Source organism: Streptomyces yaizuensis (assembly GCF_034961445.1).
GTDB lineage: Bacteria > Actinomycetota > Actinomycetes > Streptomycetales > Streptomycetaceae > Streptomyces > Streptomyces yaizuensis.
Genome location: NZ_BSBI01000004.1, coordinates 434,880 through 456,503, shown reverse-complemented (window position 1 = coordinate 456,503; position 21,624 = coordinate 434,880). Strand labels below are relative to the sequence as shown.

15 protein-coding genes and 2 pseudogenes are annotated in these 21,624 nt (G+C 69.0%); 10 read left to right on the top strand and 7 right to left on the bottom strand.

Annotated features, from left to right (window positions below; translation table 11 throughout):
* Window positions 1-121 precede the first annotated feature (121 nt).
* The 5 genes from SYYSPA8_RS12845 to SYYSPA8_RS12820 all read right to left on the bottom strand — a co-directional run bounded on the left by SYYSPA8_RS12845 (window position 122) and on the right by SYYSPA8_RS12820 (window position 6,064).
* The gene (locus SYYSPA8_RS12845) at window positions 122-640 is read right to left on the bottom strand and encodes a DUF7919 family protein (protein ID WP_323447232.1); all 519 of its coding nucleotides are present in this window, start codon (window positions 638-640) and stop codon (window positions 122-124) included.
* Between the two features lie 610 nt (window positions 641-1,250).
* Window positions 1,251-1,646 (bottom strand): DUF6281 family protein, encoded by a 396-nt coding sequence (locus SYYSPA8_RS12835; RefSeq protein WP_323447231.1) that lies wholly within the window; start codon window positions 1,644-1,646, stop codon window positions 1,251-1,253.
* Between the two features lie 10 nt (window positions 1,647-1,656).
* Complete coding sequence (locus SYYSPA8_RS12830) at window positions 1,657-2,100, bottom strand: matrixin family metalloprotease (RefSeq protein WP_323447230.1); 444 nt, start codon at window positions 2,098-2,100, stop codon at window positions 1,657-1,659.
* 1,170 nt (window positions 2,101-3,270) lie between these two features.
* On the bottom strand, window positions 3,271-3,729 hold the full coding sequence (locus SYYSPA8_RS12825) for a hypothetical protein (protein ID WP_323447229.1): 459 nt from the start codon (window positions 3,727-3,729) through the stop codon (window positions 3,271-3,273).
* Between the two features lie 88 nt (window positions 3,730-3,817).
* Window positions 3,818-6,064 (bottom strand): hypothetical protein, encoded by a 2,247-nt coding sequence (locus SYYSPA8_RS12820; protein WP_323447228.1) that lies wholly within the window; start codon window positions 6,062-6,064, stop codon window positions 3,818-3,820.
* Window positions 6,065-6,674: 610 nt separating this feature from the next.
* Here SYYSPA8_RS12820 and SYYSPA8_RS12815 point away from each other — a divergent pair.
* The gene (locus SYYSPA8_RS12815; RefSeq protein ID WP_323447227.1) at window positions 6,675-6,986 is read left to right on the top strand and encodes a hypothetical protein; all 312 of its coding nucleotides are present in this window, start codon (window positions 6,675-6,677) and stop codon (window positions 6,984-6,986) included.
* Window positions 6,987-7,869: 883 nt separating this feature from the next.
* The gene (locus tag SYYSPA8_RS12810) at window positions 7,870-8,973 is read left to right on the top strand and encodes a pentapeptide repeat-containing protein (RefSeq protein ID WP_323447226.1); all 1,104 of its coding nucleotides are present in this window, start codon (window positions 7,870-7,872) and stop codon (window positions 8,971-8,973) included.
* A 364-nt stretch (window positions 8,974-9,337) separates the two neighbouring features.
* Here SYYSPA8_RS12810 and SYYSPA8_RS12805 read toward each other — a convergent pair whose 3' ends face one another.
* Complete coding sequence (locus SYYSPA8_RS12805; protein ID WP_323447225.1) at window positions 9,338-10,807, bottom strand: FG-GAP and VCBS repeat-containing protein; 1,470 nt, start codon at window positions 10,805-10,807, stop codon at window positions 9,338-9,340.
* Window positions 10,808-11,354: 547 nt separating this feature from the next.
* Between SYYSPA8_RS12805 and SYYSPA8_RS12800 the strand changes: the two genes are divergently transcribed.
* From SYYSPA8_RS12800 to SYYSPA8_RS12770, 7 genes and pseudogenes are all read left to right on the top strand, one after another.
* A complete protein-coding gene (locus tag SYYSPA8_RS12800; protein WP_323447224.1) occupies window positions 11,355-11,699 on the top strand; it encodes a hypothetical protein in 345 nt (114 codons plus the stop codon).
* Window positions 11,700-11,782: 83 nt separating this feature from the next.
* Window positions 11,783-11,986 (top strand): annotated as a pseudogene (locus SYYSPA8_RS12795) (hypothetical protein); the annotation flags it as partial.
* A gap of 4 nt (window positions 11,987-11,990) precedes the next feature.
* Window positions 11,991-12,296, top strand: coding sequence for a hypothetical protein (locus SYYSPA8_RS12790; protein ID WP_323447222.1), 306 nt, complete (start codon window positions 11,991-11,993; stop codon window positions 12,294-12,296).
* Between the two features lie 73 nt (window positions 12,297-12,369).
* Complete coding sequence (locus tag SYYSPA8_RS12785) at window positions 12,370-13,323, top strand: ISL3 family transposase (RefSeq protein ID WP_323447221.1); 954 nt, start codon at window positions 12,370-12,372, stop codon at window positions 13,321-13,323.
* Window positions 13,320-13,970: a transposase gene (locus SYYSPA8_RS12780; protein WP_323447220.1), complete on the top strand. Its 651-nt coding sequence runs from the start codon at window positions 13,320-13,322 to the stop codon at window positions 13,968-13,970. Before SYYSPA8_RS12785 ends, SYYSPA8_RS12780 begins: the two co-directional genes overlap by 4 nt.
* Before the next feature lie 56 nt (window positions 13,971-14,026).
* The gene (locus SYYSPA8_RS12775; protein ID WP_323447219.1) at window positions 14,027-14,458 is read left to right on the top strand and encodes a DUF4259 domain-containing protein; all 432 of its coding nucleotides are present in this window, start codon (window positions 14,027-14,029) and stop codon (window positions 14,456-14,458) included.
* A gap of 47 nt (window positions 14,459-14,505) precedes the next feature.
* A pseudogene (locus tag SYYSPA8_RS12770) lies at window positions 14,506-15,866 on the top strand (IS1380 family transposase).
* Window positions 15,867-16,440: 574 nt separating this feature from the next.
* Here the strand turns inward: SYYSPA8_RS12770 and SYYSPA8_RS12765 are convergent.
* Window positions 16,441-17,001, bottom strand: a complete 561-nt coding sequence (locus SYYSPA8_RS12765; protein WP_323447218.1) for a M23 family metallopeptidase — start codon at window positions 16,999-17,001, stop codon at window positions 16,441-16,443.
* A gap of 464 nt (window positions 17,002-17,465) precedes the next feature.
* Here SYYSPA8_RS12765 and SYYSPA8_RS12760 point away from each other — a divergent pair, with 464 nt between their 5' ends.
* The gene (locus SYYSPA8_RS12760) at window positions 17,466-21,200 is read left to right on the top strand and encodes an nSTAND1 domain-containing NTPase (RefSeq protein ID WP_323447217.1); all 3,735 of its coding nucleotides are present in this window, start codon (window positions 17,466-17,468) and stop codon (window positions 21,198-21,200) included.
* The last annotated feature ends 424 nt before the right edge of the window (window positions 21,201-21,624 follow it).

Below are 21,624 nucleotides of genomic sequence, written 5' to 3'. Positions count from 1 at the left end.
AGCCCGCCGCTACCTCTCGACCGGGGGACAACACCGTCGACAACCACGTGACCCAGCTCAAGGCCTGACGGGCGGGTCTGCGACCCGTCGCGCTCCGGCCGCGCAGATGCCTCGCTCCGCCCTATTCGAGCATGGGTTCGGCTTCGTCCGGAACCCAGGGGAAGGGGACGTCGGGCCATCTCGCGGCGGTCCACTCGTCGAGGTCGACGGCCAGGACAGCGTCGATGAAGACCTGCGGCGGGCGGTAGCCGTGGGCTGTGACGTAGTGTGCGATCAGGAACGGAGCGGCGTAGGCGATGCCCGGCTCGCCGGGAATCCGCACCTCCCCGTTTCCCTCCGGTGCCGATGTCTCCTGATCAGGGCAGAGGTCACACCTGTGCGCCCCGAGGCAGACGTTCATCCAGTGGACGTCCTGCACAGCCTTCAGCCTCTCCACGAACGCGGCGGGGACGGTCCCTGCCGCGTACGGCCTGCCGGCCTCCAGCCACCCGATGTTCAACCGGGTGTACGTGGGGCGGTACCAGAGCGCGTAAAAGCCCGATTCCCGGTCGATGAACGGCGTCCTCGGGCAGGTAGGAGTACTCGCTGAGATCTTCGTAGAACACCCGCACATCATCGCCGCACTGTCTCCGGTACCCATGAGCACCCCGCGCCGGGGTACTCGGGGGCGGGGCCGGGTCTCCCGTACCGGTCTCGTCCGGGGGGTGCCTCTTCGCGCCGGCTGAGGCTCAGGGACGGACTCACGGCAGGACCTGGCAGGGGGCGGCCCCACACCCCGGCCGGTACATCGTCCGGGACGGCGTCGGGCTCGGGGAACGCGCGGCGCGACAGCTCCCGCATCGCGGCGGTCTGCCGCTCCACCGCTTCCGCGATGCCCGGGTCGATGCGGGACGGCGGCGCGCCTCGATCGCGCGGCGGTACCCGTCCGGCGGTGGCCGGCGCTCCACCGGCGCGGCGGGCGCGGCTGGCAACAGAGCCGAGGTGACGTCGCCGACGATGGCGGGGCCGGTCCTCACGGGCGCGGAGGCCGGGACGTGCAGGGCGCGGACGTGTCCGTTCGGCACCCGTCGTTCGCCGCCGCGATCAGCTTCGGCGCGCTCCAGCGGAGCTTCGTGCCGACGGCCGGGGTGTCGGGGGCGATGTCCAGGCGGCGGGGCAGCAAGTTTCCGGGCCGGAATACGGTGGGTGAAGAGGAGAGTTCGCCGTCGGCAGTGTGGGCCCGGCAGCATGAACTGCAGGCCCACACTGTGTCATGACCCGTCGTCTGGTTTCTGTATTTCGGGTGGCAGCTCGGATCCGGAATAGGAGACCAGGAGTTTCGCCTCGGCCGGTGTGTCTCCGACCGCGATGGCGATCTTCGGCGAGATGCCGTTCACCGCGTAGGCGGGTTTGCTGGTCCCTGGCTCCTTCGTGTCGCCCTCTCCACCCTGGTCGTCGCAGGGCGTATTGACAGCGGTTCCGAGCTTGTCGGCGACGACGAAGTTCACATTCGCGATATCTCGATACTCGCGTCCCTCATAGGTGAACAGGTACACGCAGGATTCCTCTCCCGCGTCACTGCTGCTGCCGCCAGCCGTGCACCCGGCGGCTGACACCGCCGCGACCACCGCCAGCAGGGTGTGCGCAGACCGTCCCGCCCAGCTCATGGACGCCTCCTCAGTAGATGCTACGGAGGGCGAGGACATCCCCCTTGCCGAGGGTCCTCGCCTTTGTGGTGCAGAGAAATGAGTTCGTGTACATGGTGAGGTTCTCGTGCCCCGCACCGACATGTCCGAGTCCGAAGACATGCCCGGCCTCGTGTGTTCCGACGGAGCGGATGTCGTACCGGTTCCGGCAGCTACCGGTGGGCCTGTCCGTGAAGAGACTGTCGGCGGTGTTGTAGCGCACGTCGGCCTCACGGAGGTCGTCCGCGTCCACCGCGATGACACCAGCCTGCGGGTGGAGATCGCCGCACTGCCGCTGCGCCGCTACCTGGCCGTCCGCGAGCGCTTCCTCGTCGTTCAGTACGAGCGGATCACCTACCTCGACGCCGCACCCGCCCCGAGCATCAAGGCGGCCGACCGCTCCGAGGTGAGCATCTTTGACTTCCACAGCGGCCACCCGGGGATGCGCGCCTTCGTGCGCCTGTGCGGCAAGCACCTGATCCTGCCGATCGACGCCAACCCGGCCGACCTCGGCTATCCGTACACGACAGAAGGGGCGTACCCCAAGTTCACCAACGGCTGTTACGAGGCTGCGGACAGCCGCCGTGCCGGGTCCGGAACTTCACCGCGCCGTTTGCAGGTGAGCGCGGCCCGGACGCTGGCCTCCAGCCTGCCCGAAGTGCAAGCCCGTTCGTGCTGCTTCCGGAGAATCTCTTCCTCAGCGGCGATCTCGGTGAACGCCTCCTCCGGATCCCGGTTCCGACGGAATGACCATGCCTGGGCTTCGTCGGCGGCGCGGACGCGGGCGTCCATCTCGCTGGTGCGGCTGGTGCGGTGTTACTGGTGGACGGCGAGTGCGGCGAGGTATCCGGCGCTCTTCGGTCGGGGCCGGCCGACTGGCCCGTCGTGGCCGGCTTCTCGCGCACCGGCGTGCTGGGCGCCGGTGCGGCTGGGGCGTCGACGGTGCCGTGCGGCCCGGTCTTCTCACCCTTGCTGCGCCGGGTCCGGGCCACGGCCGGCCCCGGGACGGTGAACTCCACCACCGCCTGGACCTCGGAGGACGGCTACCGGATGGAGGCCACCGACGGCCCGCCGTGCCCCCGACCTCATCCGCCTCCTCGGCGACGGCCCCACTGGGGCGGGCTGGAAGGTCACCCACAAGCGCTGCCCCTGCCGGTGCGACCACGGGCACGACACCTGCACCGTCGACTTCACCGACCCCGCCACCGGAACGGGCATCTACTACGACAACGGCCGCTGGGGCCGTCTCCCCGACGAAGCCCACCACCAGCAGCTGGCCGGGCTGAACACCAAAGCCTTCAGGTGAGAGCGGCGAGCCCTGGTCCGCTGCAGCCCGGTCGATTCCGACCGCCGCCAGCATCAGTGCGACGCCTACTCCACCCTGCTTGCCGACCTTCACACCCATGAGGCATCGATGCGGCTGGGCCCCTGCGAGCGCCGGGTGTGCAGAGAGCCTGGCGCAGTCAGGGATGAGGCCCGAGGTTGGATGAGCGAGTGAGCTCGTCCCAGAATGGCCTGGGACGAGCTCACTCCGCGCGAGCATCACAGTCGCTTCCGCTGTCTCCGGGGAGGGCGCGGTGTGGTGAGAGGGGGCGCCGTGGTCTGTCTACTTGGGCACTGTCAGCTCGACTTCGCAGTCCAGTGTCTGCGTGTACTTCACGCCGCCCTGCCGGTAGTCGAATCGGCACCAGCGTGCAGACTCTTCCGGTGGTGCCGTGATCTTGAGCTTGGCCAGGTAGAAGATGTCGCTCTCTTTCCCGGCCGCGACTGTTACCGGTTCATTAGCGTAGTTTTTCAGTTTCGCGAATGCTGGTGTGTGCGCTCCGCCTTCTTTGGCCAGCATCGGCAGCCCTTGGGTGTCGTCGAGATCGTAGGCGCTGTAGCTGATCAATTTGAGTCCGTTGGGTATGTCCTTGACCTCAACACTCGTGATGTCGATGGGCTTGGACGATGAGTTATGCGGGACCGGAAGGGCGAAGTACCAGACTTCACCCACCCGGGCGTTCTCGTTGCCCACGACGCCGCTGGACTGCCCTCCCTCGCGCCCCAGCGCCTGTCCGGGCATGGCCGGCGTACCGGATCCCTGCTCATCGAGCCGCTGGCCGGTCGGCGAGCACCCGGCCAGGGCCAGGGCCGTCAGGAGTACGAGTGCTCTACCACGAGTAGAAGACACCCGGCTTGCCGTCCACCCTGTCATTCTTCCCCCAAATGTCGTGCCGCGGGCTCCTTTTGGTACCCGCGTCGATGCGCTGCTTGTGGTCCTTGTCGTACTGGGTGGATCCGCCCAGTTTCACCCCGAAGGCGCTGACCGCCCCTGACCATTTGGTACTGCGGTTCTTGGTGATCTGGAAGAACGAGCCCGGCTCGACCCAACTACGGTTCTTCGCTGGATAGCGTCCATAGTTGGTCGGGCCGTCCAAGTCGCGGACATCCTTGCCGAACTTGCCTACGGCGCCGCCCCGCGGAATCTTGTACTTACCGGCAACGATCTTGTACCGGTACATCGTGATCTTGCCGTAGTCGCACTTCCACGTCTCGCGGATCTTCTTGTACTCGATCGGCACCTGCCACTGCTTGGCGAAGTACGGGCCTCGTTTGGCGTACCCCGTGGAGTGGCCGATGGACGAGCCGAGCGTCACGGAGCCTTCGATCGTCCACCGGCTGCCGGTCTTGACCGCGACTTCGACGTTCGAGGCCATCTTGTTCTCGTACTCCACGGTCGCCCCGGCGTCGAACCAGGCGTGGCCCTCGCCGACGGTCGTATAGTTGATCTTCCGCTCGATCACCTGTTCCTTGGTCTTGTCGCAGCCGCCGTCAAAGGCCTTCACCTCCATGGCCTTGGTGTCGACTCCGTTGATGACGTACGGGTCTCCCTGGGGAAGTCCTGCGACATCGCTCTGGTACTCGGGCAGCGGCCGGTCGCCGAGTGTGTCGGCGGAGTTCAGTTCGTCTTTGGAAGCCCAGCTCTGAGCGGTACGTGCGGCGGGCGGCTGGGGCTGCTCCTGGAACATGTCAGCGGTGATGGGCCGGAGCTTGGTGGGCTCGGCGTTGTCCGCCGCGGCTGTCGCGGCCAGCGCCCGGGCTGTCGCCGGCGCGCTCGCCGGCGCTGCGGTGACCATGTCGGTACCGCGCATGATCTGGCCCGTGGGCGTCTGGCCGTTGACCGTGGCCATGGCATTGATGGCGCCGCCGTTCTCGGCGGCTGCCAGCCGCACGGGCTCGGGCAGGGTCGCCGGGAGGGTCACCTTCCAGGTGCCGTCCGCTCCTGTCACGGTGGTGCCGAGTGTGGTCAGCTCGTGTTCCGCGTCGCTGTCGCTGGTGATGTCCAGGGCCTCTACCCGGACCGGCAGCCCTGCGGCGGGGCGGCCGTCGCCGAGGACGAAGGTGCCTGTGAACTCGGTCGGATTCTGTGGTGCGGGGTCGGGGGTGTTGTCGTTCACCGCCGGGGGCGGGACCTCGGTCCCTGAAGGATCGGGGCCGACGACGGGCTTGATGTCCGGGGAGGGGCTCGCCAGACAGGGCGCTGCTTCGGCGTGTACATCGCCCTGGAAGCCGGCGGCGACATCCGGGTTGGCGGGCCTTACCGTGCCGGTGCCGGTGTAGCTGGAGACGACACCGGTGTACTCGGAATCGGACCCGACGGTGTAAAAGGTGCCGGGCCCGGGGCTCCAGCCGCGCAGAGTGTCAACCCCCACACCCGCGTAGACCGTGGTGGGCACGGAGAATTTAGCCCCGGGGTCGGTCTCGATGTACTTCCACGACCTGACCGTGCCCGGTCCGTCTGTGGTACCGCGCTTGAGTGAGTAGACGGTCGTTCCCACGGCCCAGACATCGTCCGCGTCCCGAAATGCGGTGGCGGCAGCCGACGAGGCGGGAAGCGTCCGCAGCTTCTTGAAGGCACCGCTGTCGAGAGGTGCCCTGGCGATCATGTAGACGTCGAGTTCGCCGTTGTGGTTCAGGGCGAACACGCGACTCTCGCCACCCGACCAGACGCGGCTGTATACGTTCCATCCGGTGCCGTGGTCGCGTACCGGTGTCAGCAGGCTGCCTCCCGTGGCGCTCCTGTCTTTATGGGCCTTCAGTACGCCTGTGTTGGTGATCTCGTAGATGAGGCCGGTGCTCGCGGTGAAGAACATGCTGTTGGTGTCGAGCGGCGCGGTCACGCCGGTGTTGTGGAGGGAGCCGTTGGTGTTTCCCGTCAGCGGGTCCCAGTCCAGGTACTTGCGCAGTACGGCTGTTGCCCCGGACCTGTCGTGGACATAGGTGGGGACAGCGTTCTGGCACTCGCTGGCCGACGCGGCTGTCCGTACGGACGAACCCGCGAAGGCGCTGGGCACGGTGACGGTACCTGCGAGGAGCGCGGTCGCGCACGCGGTGCTCACCAGGATGCGGCGGGTCATGACGGGAGGCTTTGCCCGGTAGCGGCGATTCACTATCGTGGCCCTTCGGGTAAGACAGTGCGGGCAATGCTCTACCGGCGCATGTCATGGCCTAGGAAACCGAGTGCGCCGGGCCCGCACCCCCGGATCGATCCGGGGGTGACGAGACAGTAACCGTCTGTTTGTTGGCATGACTAGATCATCACCACCCGCCCGTCGGCTGACCTCTGGAGCGGTAACCAGGGCATACGCCCTCAACAGCCGCACAAGTCCGGGACAAGTCGGATTGGTCTCTACCAATGGGTCGTCCCTTCTCCGGAGCCGAGTGATCGAATTCACCCTCAGGGGAATCCGGGATTCCGGAGGATGGCGCAGGTCAGGGGCGCACTCGGCACTGGCAGGAGAATGCCCGTGGCCCGCTGCTCGACGGCGATCCTCTCTCGCCAGTGGCCTTGGCTGATGCAGTATTACGGCTCCCGCAAGGACTGAGGCGAACCCTCTCCGTCCCCAGACCCCAGCGAACGATCCGCCCCACCGGACAGACGACCACCAGCTCGCAGGCCAAGACAGGCCGGCACCGGAGCCCGTGCCCATGCGAGCTGACAGGACGTGATCGTGGAGGAGGCCGCGCGTGGTCGGCGCGGCCGCGTGGATGGCCGCGTACCGCGAGGCCGGCCTCCTGACCGAGATCCTGGTCCTGGCCGTCCGGGAGGCCGTGTGCCAGCCCGGCGTTCTGGACGGGCTGTGCCTCGCCGAGGAAAGCCGCGCAGCGTTCACGGGCGTCCGCACCGTCCCGGTCCACGTCGGTGTCCTCCACGCCACCGTCCTGCTTCAGGGGCTGGGCCGGACCACGGAGGACCAAGCACCCCGGGCCACCGCGGACACCACGGCCACCCTGCTCCGCGCGCCGGCCTGGCAGCAGTCGGCCGAAGGGACGCCATAGCCTTCGGGTGAGGACGCCTCGGGCCGGATTCCCGAAGCGAGGAAGAGCTGCCTGGGAGCAGCTCGGTATTCCGCTTGCCGCGGTGCCCCGACCTGATCCGCCTCCTCGGTGACGGCCCCACCGGGGCGGGCTGGAAGGTCACCCGCAAGCGGTGCACCTGCCGGTGCGACCACGAACGGCCCGGCGGGCGCGGCAGATGTGGCTGGGGCTGGGGCTGGCTGGGCGGATTCCTGTCGGCAGGGCTTGGACCGACCGTCTTCGAGTGCCGGTTGGTCAAGAAGATCTGGCACCCGCTTTCATTCGCCGCAGGAACCGCGACGCACCTCGATGCCCACGCACCTCGCGGCGAACGTACGGTGGGCCGCGGCCTGCTCGCGCTGCGCAGCCTCCGGCCAGCGGGCCTCGTCCTCTTCGACCGCTGCATCCAGCAGAAGGTGCGCGGGTAGGCTGAGCTTGTCCTTTATGGTTCGCCGCGGCCATCGACGCGTGCCCTTGAGTGATCCGGCGGTACTCGGCACGCTCATTGACGACCTGGGCCCCTGGCTCGCCGCCGATTGCACAGCCGTGCACGGCGAGAAGACATCCCGCCCAGTGATCACGGGCGGGCGGCCGATGCTGTCAGTGCGGGGAGCTTCTGCGGGTGAGACGCCGGGTCAGGAGGTGATGGCGGCCCAGGTCACAGGGCTCGCGAATATCGGTGGGAACGGACAGCGCTCTGCCGTCGCAACGGCAACTGCCCGTCGGGCCGGTGGGGGTGGAATGGCGCCGCTCCAAGTCGAGTCTTGATCGTTTCTTAGGCGGCACCTAGGCTCTCATGCCCATGGGCATGAGAGAGCCGGACCGCAGTCGCAGGCCGTGGCGTGACCGGCTGGTCAGGCATCGTGTGATCGAGGTCGTGCTGGCCGGGGCAGCGGGGCCGGCTGCTCTGGGCATGGTGCTCGTCTTCCTGCCGGGTGTGGTGGTCGATCATGATCTCGCCGGGGCCAGGGTCGCTGCGCAGGACCGGCTGAAAGCGGTGAACGACGTCCGTACGACGCTTCTGCAGGCCGTGGGCGGCATGGTCTTGCTGTTCGGCGCGTACGCCACCTGGCGGCAACTGCGGGTCAGCCAGGACGGCTTGCGGGCCACCCAGGAGGGTTATGTCACCGACCGGTTCAGCACGGCGGTCGATCAGCTCGGCAGTGACAAGCTGGAGACGCGTATCGGCGGGCTCCACGCCCTGTGGCGGATCGCGGAGTACTCCGACCGCGACCGCGAGGCCGTCATCTCCATTCAGGCCGCCTATCTGCGTACACACCTGCCCTGGCCACCCACCGGACCGGAAGGTCCAGCGACGGACGCGCCCATCAACGACGTCGTGCCGCTGGAGGTCCGTGCCGCCGACGCTCAGGTGGCGCTGACCGGGCTCGGCGTGTTGTTGCCGCAGCCCCGAACGCAGTCCTGGGTCAACCTCAGCGTCACGGACCTGCGCCGGGCCGACTGCGACGGACTGTGGCTGCACGAGGTCAACCTCGACCGGTCCTGTTTGGAGGCGGCGGGGCTGTACCACGCCAACCTGACGCAGGCGTCTCTCGTCGCGGTCAACCTGCGGCACGCCGACCTCACGACAGCGACTCTTCGCCGGGCCCGCTGCGTTCTCGCTGACCTGCGGGGCGCGCGGCTGGTCGAAGCGGACTTGCGTGACGCCGACTTCACGGAGGCCGACTTGCGCGAGGCGAACCTGCGCAAGGCCGACGCGGGCGGCGCTGTCTTCCGCCGCGCCGACCTGCGCCTCGCCGACTTGCGTGGCTCCGACTTGAGCACCGCCGGCCTTCTCCAGGCACGTCTGACCGGCGCGGTGGCCAGCGAGCACACTCGCTGGCCGGCCGGTTTCGACCACGTGGCCGCCGGTGTCGTCGTTGCCGAGGATCCCGGCCCCGAACCTCCGCCACTGCTCCAGCCCTCAGGGATAACGACGCAATACCCGCCCCTGCGGTCTCTGCCGTAAGCTGGTCCTTGATCCTCCGGCATCGAAATAGGCCTCGAACTAGGCTGCTCACCTGGGTGTTCGCCGGTCATGAGGGTGGTCTTCGTCTGATCATGTGCTCCGACCAAGGTGCACCGATCAAGACGAAGGCCGTGAAGGGTGAGTCTCCTGCCTGCCACCGGTTCCGGGGAAGCGTTCGCGAAGGCGTCACGCTTCCGGGAGGATCTGTTCGACTGCCTGACCGTGCACGGCGACGAGTTGTTCGATCTCACCGGGCCGTCGGCACACAGCAACGCCTCGGTGGGTCGAAGGGCATGGTCCGGCTCTGCCACAGCAGACATGATCACCCGGCATCCCGGCCCGGAAGCCGGGAGCGGGCACCGCGTCAGTCGTTGAACTCGCCAAGCATCGCGTTGGTCGCCACCATGCCCAGCGAACCCGTGCCGAAGGTCACCGCGCCCGTGCCGGTGAGACCCGAGCGGGTGCCGCGCAGGAAGGACACCGCACCGGCGTAGCCGTTCTCCCCGATGGCCGCCGTGAACACCTCGCTTCTGCCGTCGTTGTTGATGTCGACCACCGTCGACTCGTACCCGAAGTGGTCTTTGTGCTCGGCGACTCCCGGCACCCCCGGGGTGCTCTGGCTGATGACCTGGGCCCCCGCTGTGGTGGGGCCGGTACGGGAGCCGCGCAGCACGGTGAGGGCACCGGCGGCATTGACACCGCCGAAGCTCTCCGAGGCAACACCCACCGCGATGTCCGGATAGCGGTCCCCGTCGATGTCGCCGATGGAGGCGCCGCTGCCGAAGTTGTCGGAGTCCTCGGCCGCCCCGGGCACTCCGGGGCTGTCCTGGTTGAGGGCGCGGGCGCGGGCCGGAACGGGGCCCGAGGGCGAGCCCGGGACCCAGGTGATCATGCCGCCCTTGGAGTGCGGGACCTCCAGGTCGGTGTCCAGCCCGCCCTGGCGGCCGAGGACGATATCGGCGAAGCCGTCCCGGTTGATGTCGCCCATGTCGACGTTGTCGGCCTCGAACGGCCGTCCGCCGAGCTTCATCGCGTGTCCGGGGCCGAGCGGTGTGCCCAGGTGAAAAGCGCTCCGAGGGTAAGCACCGCCGTGGGTGGTGTGACCGGCGGTCACCAGGTCGGTCCGACCGTCACCGTTGACATCGCCGGTGGCGAAGTCGGTGTGAACACCGAACTGGTCCGACGGGACGGGCACCGTACCGGCGTGCGACCCGTCCCGCCCGAAGGGGCCGGAGACGAGCCGCTGTCCGCTCTGGCGCCGGTCCGTCGTCACCACATCGGTGTCGCCGTCACCGTCGAAGTCCCCGGCCGCGAGCACCGCGCCGCTGCTGTCGTACTCCGCCACGCCGTGCAGCACCGTGGTGGCGGAGCCCAGCCCATCGGGTCCGCCCCAGACCGCGACAACCGCCCCGGCGTACCGTTTGCCTGCCCCGCTCTCACCGGGTACACCGATCATCAGATCGGCGTACCCGTCGCGGTCGAGGTCCGCGCTGACCACATCGGCGCCGAAGCGGTCATCGGTCCCCGGCGTGCCGGGAATCTCCTTGTGCCCCTGCCGGAAGACCTGCTTCCGGGCGAGCGGCTCACCCTTGCGGGATCCGTAGAGCACGGCGACCGAGCCCGCCCGGGCCCGCCCTTCCACCGTCGCGTGCGGCGCGGCCACCGCCACATCGCGATAGCCGTCGCCGTCGAAGTCCTCGGCCTTCGCCACGGGCACGGGTAACGCGCCCGGCCGTTCCACCGGAGCCGCTCCCGCCGCCGGGGCGATCAACACACCGGTCGCCAGGAGCGCGAGAGCCGGCCCGGACCACCGGACCGTACAAGGGATGTTCATGGTCGTTCCTCCCCTGGAGAACCGCGCGGACGGGGTGAACTCCACCCGCGCCGCGCCGGGGCGGTCCCGTACGCGTAACCGTTGGACCGGTCCGCCCGGGGCCGGGTTGTACGGAACGGGCCATCACGCGGGGAACAGCGGACTGCCCCGCATCCTCGATCGCTTGCCGCTCCGCTGCCGCCCTCCTGGTACTGAGGCTGGCCGGAACCACGGATGACGTCCTTAGACCTGGTGGTTGGTCACCCCGCCGTCCGGCCGGGGAGGGTGAAGACTGCCGGTTTCCTGCTGGCGGTATGGTCGCGGGGCCATGTCCCCGGCCCTTGGGGCCTGTGCGAGAACGGCCATGGTTATCGTGGTGAGGTCGGTAAAATGCGTGCGGCGGCGTGCACGTACGCCGGTGCCCCGTCGGGGAGTTGCGGTCCACGCCCACAGTCCTGGGGTCGAGGTTCCCGGAATCGCGTGCCACGTGATCCCCCCTTGTTTCTTCTGTCTGCGATCTTCCAGTGCGGCGCGGGGCGTGGAGTCGGGCCGTGAGCAGGAGACGGGCATGACGAAGGACCGCAAGCGCAAGCCGGCCGCACGCGCGGAGATGGCGGTGACGGGGCTGCGGCGCGGGGAGGCTGGCGCCCGGGTGGAAGCCCGCCGGGCCGCTCCGGACTTCGGCGCCGTTCCGCCCGCCGGGGTGCCGATGGACCCCGACCCCCTGGGGACCGGGTACGAGCTGCTGACCGTGCCGCTGATCGTGACGGTCATGCTTCCGGCAGGCGCCGACGGCTGCGGCTACCTCGTCTCTCCGCAGGGCTGGTATCGGGCCAGGGCGCGGGTGTGGGGGCCGATGCCGACACGGGAGTCCGGGCTCGCGCCGCCGGCCGGGCAACGGCCCGGGTGCTGATCGTCCAGGTCTCCGCCCGCCGCCGCTGGACGGATGCCGAGGTCGTCCAGGAGTACCTGCGCACCGCGGCGACCTCGGCCATCACCGCCCTGGTGGACGGTGCACCAAAACCCACTCGCCCCGGCCCCGGACGCCCGGTCGGCTCGAAGAACCGACACGTCGGACGCGTCCTCGCCACCGGCAAGCCCTACGCCCGCCCCGCTCACCACAAGACAGGCACCAAACCACGCCGCGGCAACAGCCCCGCCACCCCCGTTCATCACCACGATCCCGACGATGTTGGATAGCGGCATGGTGAGACGCAAGAAGGAGAAGAAGCAGCAGCCCACCTGGGGCATTCCGAAGGGGATCGTCCTGCTGGCAACGCCGGAGGGCTGGCGCTTCCTGATCCAACCCGTGGAAGGCGGAATGCTCTGCGGGCGCCTCGACATTCCGATCAACACCGACCCGCAGGACGCGCGAGCCGCTGCGGCAGTCATGGTGGTGGAACTCGCGCGCGACGTCCACGACACCGACGTCGAGATGACCTGGGATCCGCCCCCGGACCCCTGGTCATGGACCGCCCAAGTAACCCTCGCCACGGTGAGTGACGATTGAGCGTCTCCGGGCGGTGTGCGAAGTCGCCCGAAAATGGGTGGTGGTCAGTATCGCTGGGCTGACAGTCCGGGCCGTGGAAGACGTTGCATTCCAGCTGAAGGCGCTGTTGTTCCCGGCGATCGCGGACATCGCGGTGCGGTTGGTGAACATGGACATCGAGAACGTGCGCCTTGACTCGCAGTGCACCACAGCCGGCGCCGCCTGCCCCGGATGCGGAGTCTGCTCGACCCGAGTTCACAGCTCCTACCTGCGGTTTCTCGCTGATGCCCCGAGCGCGGGACGAAGCGTCGTACTCCAGTTGCGGGTCCGGCGATTCAGGTGCGGGAACACCAAGTGCCCACGTCAGACGTTCGTGGAGCAGATATCCGGCCTCACCCGCAGGCACGGCCAGCGCACCGAACGACTGCGCTCCATCCTGACCGCGATCGGCCTCGCCCTGGCCGGTCGAGCCGGCGCCCGCCTGGCTGCCGTGCTCGGCATATCCATCAGCCGGAGCACGATCCTGCGTCTGGTCGAGGCACTCCCCGAGCCGGAGGTGCCGACGCCTCGGGTGGTCGGCGTCGACGAGTACGCCACCCGCAAGGGCCGCCGCTGCGGCACTGTCCTGGTGGACGTCGAGACCCGCCGGCCGATCGATCTCCTGCCTGATCGAGAGGCATCAAGCCTGGCCGCCTGCCTCGCCCAACGGCCAGGGATCGAGATCGTCTGCCGGAACCGCGCATCGTTCTTCGCAGAAGGCGCCACAGCCGGGGCATCCCAAGCGACGCAGGTCGCGGACCGCTGGCATTTGTGGCACAACCCCGGGGAGGCCGCTGAGCAGGCTGTGCCCAGCACCGCCAGTGCCTTCGCGTCCTGGTCCCCAATCACGAAGCGGAGGCCGAACCACCTGCGCCGCCCGGGGAGAAGACAGATTCGCCATGGCGGAGCGATCGGTTCGCCAACTGTGTCCGAGCCAGGCACGCCACGGTCCACGCGCTGCTGGAAGCCGGCCACAGCCGCCGCTCCATCGGGCGTCAGCTCCGGATGACCCACCGCACCGTCAAGAGCCTCACCGACGCTGCGAAGTCGGAAGACCTTTTTCGTGGCCAGCGGCAGCGCAGCAGGACTTCCGTCCTCGACGAGTACAAGCCCTACCTGGACGAGCGCTGGGAGGAGGGCTGCACCAACGCCTGGAAGCTGTGGGAGGAGATCGTCCCCTTGGGCCATCGTGGCAGCTACGGCCGGGTCAGCGCCTACCTCCGAGAGAAGCGCACCTCACCACGGCCGGTCACCACGCAACCGCCGGCACCTCGCGTGGTGACGAGATGGATCCTCAGCCGACCCTGGACGCTGACCGAGATCGAACGGCTCCGGCTCAAGGCCGTCCTGGCCAACTGCCCCGAACTCGATGCCCTGACCGGTCACGTCCGGTCCTCCGTCCGCATGCTTACCGAACGCCAGGGTGAACGACTCCCGCAATGGCTCGACGCCGTCCGCCAAGACGACCTGCCCAGCCTCCACACTCTTGCGGCCGGCATCGACCGAGACCGCGACGCCGTCATCGTTGGCCTGACGCTGCCCTGGAAATCCGGAGTCGTCGAAGGCCACGTGAACCGGATCAAGAGGCTCATGCGCCAGATGTTCGGCCGCGCAGGCTTCGACCCTCTTCGCAAACGGGTCCTGCTCGCCCCGTAATTGTGTTGTCAGTGCTTGATGCGAGGATCCGAGCGACCATATGCAAGGAGATCAGCATGGGCACCTGGGATACCGGTCCCTTCGACAACGACACAGCCGCGGACTTCGCCAACGCCCTCGACGAAGCCAAGCCCGAGGCCCGCGAAGCCCTGATCCGAGGCGTCCTCGTCCGGACGGTCGACGCCACCGGCTACCTCACGGAAGCAGAAGAGGCGGTGGCGGCCGCCGCCTTGATCGCGGTGCAATGCCCGGGAGGCGAACCCGTCGACATGTCCTACGGTCCGGAAAAGCCCATGCCCGTGTTTCCTTCCGACCTTCGGGTACTCGCCGACGAAGCCCTCGCCCGCATCGTCGGCGACGAGGATGGGCCGGCCTCAAACTGGGGCGACCCGAAGGACTGGAAGCAGTGGCGAGCCATACTGATGCGCCTTCGCGCAGTGCTTGCCCCGCCACCCCTTTCCATTGCTCTCTTCGACGTCCAGCCGTAACAGAGCGTCACTCAGCATGGAAGCTGAGCCAGAACCACTACTCGTGAATAAAGCCAAACGGGTGCTACTCGCTTGTCCGCGTCGAGGGCGGCGGCCGCGGGGTGGTCTCGCAGGCCGGGGTGGTGCTGTTGGTCGAGACGGTCCGCACGTCTGGTCTGGACACGGCAATGTCGGCAGCCATGGCGCCCTGGCGCAAGCCGCGGGCGGTGCACGACCCGGGCAAGATCCTGCTGGACCTCGCGCTTGCCGTAGCTCTGGGCGGGGACTGTCTCGCCGATGTCGCCCTGCTGCGGGCCGAGATGGATCTGTTCGGCCCGGTGGCATCGGACCCGCCCGTCTCCCCTCATCGACACTCTCGCCGTGGCCGGGCCGAAGGCCCTGGCCGCGATCCGCGCAGCCCGGGCCGGCGTGCGCGAGCGCGTAGGGACGTTGGCCGGGGATGATGGTCCGGCTGCCGATGGCCAGGTGATCGTGGACATCGAGGGTGTGCTGGTCCAGGCGCATTCCGAGAAGCAGGACGCGACCGCGACCTCCGCTGGTGGCGTTCGTCGACCACGGCCGGGCCGGGTCCGGTGAGCCGGTGACCGCGCTGCTGCGGCCGGGCAACGCGGGCTTCAACACCGCAAGCGACCACATCGAAGCCACCCGGCTCCCCCTGGCCCAACTCCCCGAGGACCTGCGGCGCGGGCGGCGGACGCTGATCCGCACCGACTCCGCTGGCGGCACCCACGCCTTCCTTCAGTGGTTGTCCCGGCCGGGACGGTGGCTGTCCTACTCGGTCGGCATGGGGATCGCCGACAGCCTCCACCAGGCCGTGCTGAAGATCCCGAAGACTGCGTGGACGCCGGCCTATGACGCCGAGGGAACCGAGCGGCCCGGCGCCTGGATCGCGGAGATCACCGACATGCCCGACCTGAGTACATGGCCGAAAGGAATGCGGCTGATCGTCCGCAAGGAACGACCTCATCCTGGTGCCCAGTTGCGCTTCACCGACCTCGACGGGCTGCGGCTGACCTGCTTCGCCACCAACACCCAAGGCGCCCAGCTCGCGGACCTGGAGCTGCGTCACCGGCGCCGGCCCCGCTGCGAGAACCGCATCCGAGTCGCGAGGCACCCGCGCCACCGGCCTGCGCAACCTGCCCCTGCACGACACCGCGCAAAACTGCATCTGGCTGGAGATCATCAAGATCGCGCTCGACCTACTGGCCTGGATGTCGATGCTCGCCCTGACCGGTGCTACCGCCCGCTGCTGGGAACCCAAACGGCTCCGCCTGCGGCTGTTCTCCGCCGCCGCCCAGCTCATCATCACCGGCCGACGCCGCCGGCTCCGCTTCATCGCCCGATGGCCCTGGACGCACGTGATCACCGAGGCGATCCAGCGCTGGCAGCCCTGCCGAACCCCGGCTGACCAGCAACCCCGACCGTCCCGACGAGCCCCAGCAGCATCCCGGAGCAGTGGGACCCGGCGTCCACCCGAGACGACACCCGGGACCCCAGCCTGCCCACACGCAACCGATCAAGCCCACGCGGCCCACCAGTTGACCTGATGAGCCGTCACGAAAGGTCGAGCCTAGGGCAGCGGTCACAGCGAGGGTCGGGAAGCTCTCGCGCCGACCTGGCCGGTACGCATCCGTGAGCCAGCATCCGACGGGTACCGCCTCCTGTCTGGTCGACTGGTTCCGGGCGCGGCGTCGCTGGAGGCCGGCATCGAGCGCGCCCGGCGCGCGTTCCTTCAGCGGTGGGGCTGTGCGAGCCGGACGCGGGCCCGGTCGCGTCGGCGGCCGTGCTCGCCTTCTCCGCACTTCAGACGGTGGGGGCGGTGCTGCTGGAGTGCGGGAGCGGCGCCCCCGGCCGGCAGGGCCGGACCGAGGGCGCCGGTGCCCGCCGGGTGTACCGAAGCGAGCGGAGCTGCTGGGACGTGGGGCTGGGTGGTCCTGACCCCCGTGCGGGACCACCCAGCCCGTTACTGGTGTCCGCTGTGGTTACCAGCGGGGTTTGCGGTCCTGGCCGTATCGGCCGCCGCGGGGGCGGTCCTCGAGGTGGAGGTGGGGGCCGGTGACGCTGCCGGTGGCGCCGACGCGGCCGATGCGCTGGCCGGCCCTGACCCTGGCGCCGGTCTTCACTTCGAGCTTGGAGAGGTGGCAGTAGATGTAGTCGCGGCCGTTGTCGGCGCGCAGTCCGATCCAGGTGCCGTAGGAGGCGCCGCGGGTGTCGGCCCAGGCGATGGTGCCCGCGCGGACGGCGACGACGGGCGTACCGGTCCTGGCGGCGTAGTCGTCACCGGTGTGATACCCGGTCGCGTAGCGCGGGTTGCGTATGCCGTACCGGTAGGTGACCCTGTGGCCCGGCACGGGGGAGGACACCCGGCCCGCCACGGCGAACCCGTCTTCGCCCACCAGACCCTCACCCTCACTCCCGGCGTCGGGTGCGGGTGCGGGTGCGGCAGCGTGGGTGGTGTGCTCGCCGGGGTCGGCGAGCGGTTCCGCGGCGCCCTCGGAGTTGGGGTTCGGGTTGGGCAGGTTGATCGATTCGGCTTCAGACATATCCGGTACCTCTCATTCCTTTTTCGTTGATGCAGTGGCGTATTCCGGCAGTAGGTGCGGGTGACGAGTCGGCCCGGTGCCGGGCGGCCGGCTCCGCGCTGCGGTTCGCAGCATGTTTCCCTGCCGGGTGCTGTCTGCTGTTCTGCGGTGCACCACTGAGTCTTCGGCTTCGAATTGTTGTTGCGCAGGACGGTTCGGCTGAGGAAACAAAGTCACCCTGGGGGCCGTCGGTATGCGGAACGGCGTGCACCGGGGGATGCCGGTCCGGTGCACGCACCTGCCGACGCGGCTCCGGCCTGCTGCTGCGGGCGGGAGTTCGGCAACTGCCGTGGGGTTGTATCGGGCGGCGGACTCAATCCGGCCTTGTGAGCATCCTGTACGGACTCGTAGCATCCGCCGGGCGGACACCTGGGGGGCGGGACATGGGGCGTCGGGAGTTACCCATCGATCCGAACGAGGGACCGGTGCAGCGGTTCGCGTACGAACTGCGGAAACTTCGTGAGCAGGCGGGTGGCCTCACGTACCGGGCCATGGCGCGCGGGGTTCCGTACGCGGTGACCACGCTCTCCCGGGCCGCCGCCGGGGAGCAGCTGCCCTCCCTTGCGGTGACGCTCGCCTACGTCCAGGCGTGCGGGGGCGATGCGGGGGAGTGGGAGCGGCGCTGGCACGAAGCAGAGGAGGAGTGCGCCGCTCGCAACAGCCCGGGCGACGATGCCGAGTCTCCGTATCAGGGTCTGGCGCGCTTCGAACCCAGCGATCACGACCGGTTCTTCGGGCGGGACAGACTGGTCGGCACCGCGAGTGAGCTGGTGGCCGGACACCGCTTCGCCGCGGTCTTCGGACCGTCCGGCAGCGGCAAATCCTCCCTGCTGCGGGCAGGCCTCGTCCCCGCCCTGCGTAAAGACGGACAGGGCCTGGCCGCGATCCGGATCCTCACCCCCGGCGAACACCCCCTGCGCACCCACACCGCCGTGCTGGTCCCGAAACAGACCGGAACCGACGGGACCGCCCAGGGCGACACCCTGCTGGTGGTCGACCAGTTCGAGGAGGTCTTCACCCTCTGTACCGACCCCGCCGAGCGGAACGGGTTCATCGAGCGGCTCCTCGCCGCACGGGACCCGGAGAGCCGGCTGCGTGTGATCATCGCGGTCCGCGCCGATTTCTACGGCCGCTGCGCCGGGCACCGGGGCCTCGCGGACGCCTTGACCGACGCGTCACTGCTGGTCGGGCCCATGACTCCGGGCGAGCTGCGTGAGACGATCGTGGGGCCGGCACAGGCTGTCGGCCTGATCGTGGAGCGTGAGGTGACCGCACGGCTGGTCGCCGATGTCGGCGGTGAGTCCGGCGGGCTGCCTCTGTTGTCCCATGCCTTGCGGGAGACATGGCGGCGGCGCCGCGGCCGGACTCTGACCATGGCCGCGTTTGAGGCCGCAGGGGGTGTCCATGGCGCTATTGCCCGCACTGCCGAGGACATCTACACAGAGTTCACGGTGGAACGGCAGGCATTGGCCCGGCAGATCCTGCTCCGCATGATCACCCCTGGTGACGGCACCCCCGACACCCGCCGCCCCGTCACCCGTACCGAACTCGACTTCGGCGACCCGGCCGAGACCCTGATCGTCGTGGAACGCCTCGCCCGCGCCCGGCTCCTCACCCTCGACGACACCACCGTCGACCTCGCCCACGAAGCCCTCATCACCGCCTGGCCCCGCCTCAACACCTGGATCGAAGAAGCCCGCGAACGCCTCCGCGCCCACCGCCACCTCACCGAAGCCACCCACACCTGGACCGACCTGGGACACGACCCCGGCGGCCTCTACCGCGGCGCCCGCCTCGCCGCCGCCGAGGACCACTTCACCGGAACCGAGGGGACCACCGCACTCACCCCGCCGGAGCACGCCTTCCTCACCGCCAGCCGCACCGCACACACCACTGCACGCCGACGACGACGCACACTGCGCACCACCTTCACCCTGGTGACCGTCCTCGCTCTGATCGCGGGCGTCGTCGCCTGGCAGCAGAACACCATCAGCAACCGCCGGCACACCGAGGCCGAAGCCCGCCGCATCGCCTCCGTCGCCGACGCCCTGCGCTCCACCGACCCGAAGCGTGCCATGCGCCTCAGCGTCGCCGCCTGGCGGGTCGCCGACATCAGCGAGACCCGCTCCGCGCTGCTCGGCGCCGTGAGCCAACGGGAGGAGGGGGTTCTCAGCATTCCGGAACGGGACCTGCCTCACGGCAACGACTCGATTCAGCTGACAGGGGACGGCCGGACAGCAGTGTCCGTCAGAGCGGACCGGATCAAGACCTGGGATCTGCGCGACCCACGCCGAACCCGTACCTATCGCGGGCTTGGGGAGCTGGCCGCCGGGGCGATTGTCCTCGCTCCCAACGGCCGCAGCCTGGTTTTTTCGGCGGAGGGCGGCACGGTGGTGTGGGACATACGAGCCGGCAGGGTGAGCGGGCGGCTCCCGCTGGGGGAATCGACGCCGCATGTCCTCAGCCGGGACGGGCTCTCGCTGGCCGTCGAAAAGGACGGCGGCACCGTCGAGGTTTGGGATGTGAGCGGTCGTCGACGACTGCTCAAAGTGGTTCACCAGCGCCCGGACACCATCGAAGCCATGACGTTCAGCGCGGATGGCCGGCGTCTGGCGGTCTGCACGCCCGACCGGCTGCTGGAGGTGTGGGACGTCCTCACGAAGAAGCGGCTCGCCATGCCGTGGGCGGGACGGCTGGGGAAAAATCACTCCTGTTCCTGGAGGGAATTCGACCTCTCGCCGGACGGCCGCACGATGGCTGTCGCCACCGATGCGGGAATCCGCCGCTGGGACCTCGGCTCGGCCCGGGAACTGCCCGGAGTCCCGGGCCCACGGCCCAAGATGCTGCGATTCAGTGAGGACGGTGCCTACCTGATCGCCGCCACCTCCGGCGAACTGCACCTGTGGCGATGGGAGTTTCCAGAGATCCTGCCCTTCCGGTATCCCCTGGTCGACGCGGACCGGTTCGCCCTGGACACCACCGCGGGATCCCTGCGGTACATCAACGAGGGCGAGGCGATCGTGAGATCGCTGCGCTTGGGCCCGGTGGTGTCGGATCGGTGGAGGCGGGAGGGCCATGTCCGCACACAGCTGACCGAAGACGGCCATACCCTCGCCGAGGTGACCTACACCGGCGGTGACGCGGGGATCAGGCTGTTGGACACGCACAGCGGCCGGGTCATCGGTAGACCAGCTGGGCAGCCGTGCGCGCTGAATGAGAAGGATCCCACGGACGACATCATCACGCACTGCCAAGGAGATTCCGCATTCAGTGCCGACGGCCGCTACTTCGCCTACTCAACGCCCGGGACCGACCGGCTGACCGTCTGGGACGTGGCTGCCCGGCGCGAACACGCGAGCCTGCAACGGCCCCTCTATGACGGGGACCCCCGTCTCCGCGGCTTTGCACTGAGTCCTGACGGCTATCGGCTGTACATGTCGGTGGAGGAGAGCGACGAGGACTTCGTGGAGATCTGGGACATCCGCGCGGGAAGCCACGGCCGCAAGGTTGGGAAACTCTCGGGAATCGGAGGAAACCTGGCTGTACGGCGTGATGGCGCCGGACTCGTGGGCTCCACCGGCGCCTTTGTCGATCTTCACACCAGGCGGGTGGCCCACCGGTCTCTCTACGGCGTGCAGACCCTGGCCTTCAGTCCCAACAGCGACCGCCTCGCCGTGGGTGACGCAGCGGGCAGAGTCACCGTGTGGGACGGAAGGCTGGAAAGCAGCCTGGCAACGCTGATGCGCGCTGACATCGGTACTCACCTCAGTCCGGCAATCGGTGAAGACACCGGCACCCGTGTCGCCGAACCCTCCGTCGCGACTCTGCTGGCGCCGAACGGAGCGTCCGCCCTGGCCTTCTCCCCGGACGGAGCGACCCTTGCCGTGGGCGACGCTACGGGGAGCGTCCACCTGTGGGATGTGGAGTCCAGCCAACGCCTGGGATTCCCCCTCCCTACTCCCGGCGACCCGGTCCTCTCCCTCGCTTTCAGCCCCGACGGCGGCACCCTGTACGCGTCGGGACCGTACTCGGGGCTGGAAACGTACGACCTTGACCCCCACCGGATGGCCGCCGCCGTGTGCGAGCGGGCGGGCTCGGGACTGTCCCGCGCGGAGTGGCGGATTCATCTTCCCGACCTGCCCTACCGCCGAACGTGCTGACTCTGCTGTGGTCGGGTAGCCGCGTCCGTTGCCGTGACCCGGTTACCCGACCGCATCTGCCTCCATGTTCAGACCTGGCGGCCGCCACAACACCCGACCGGGGTTCCGGAGCCGAACCGTACCCCGGGGTCCGGTTGCTGCGGTCCCCCGATCCGCCACCGGCCCCGCCTGTCCGCACGGTTCAGCAGTACGGAAGACCTCCTACGTTGCTGTTCCGCTTCACTGGCACGGTGATCTTCCCGGACGGTGGCCTTCTTGAAGGGACTCCTGACTCCGCTGCATCACTCATCCCGGCCCGGTCTCCTACTCGTCTCCGCCGGCACCGCCGGATTCGGATGAGGCCCCGTGGCGGACCGCGGAAACCGCGGTCCGGGACGTACATCTCAAGACCCCCTGGCCGTCCGCACCTCACTGATCTTCGCTC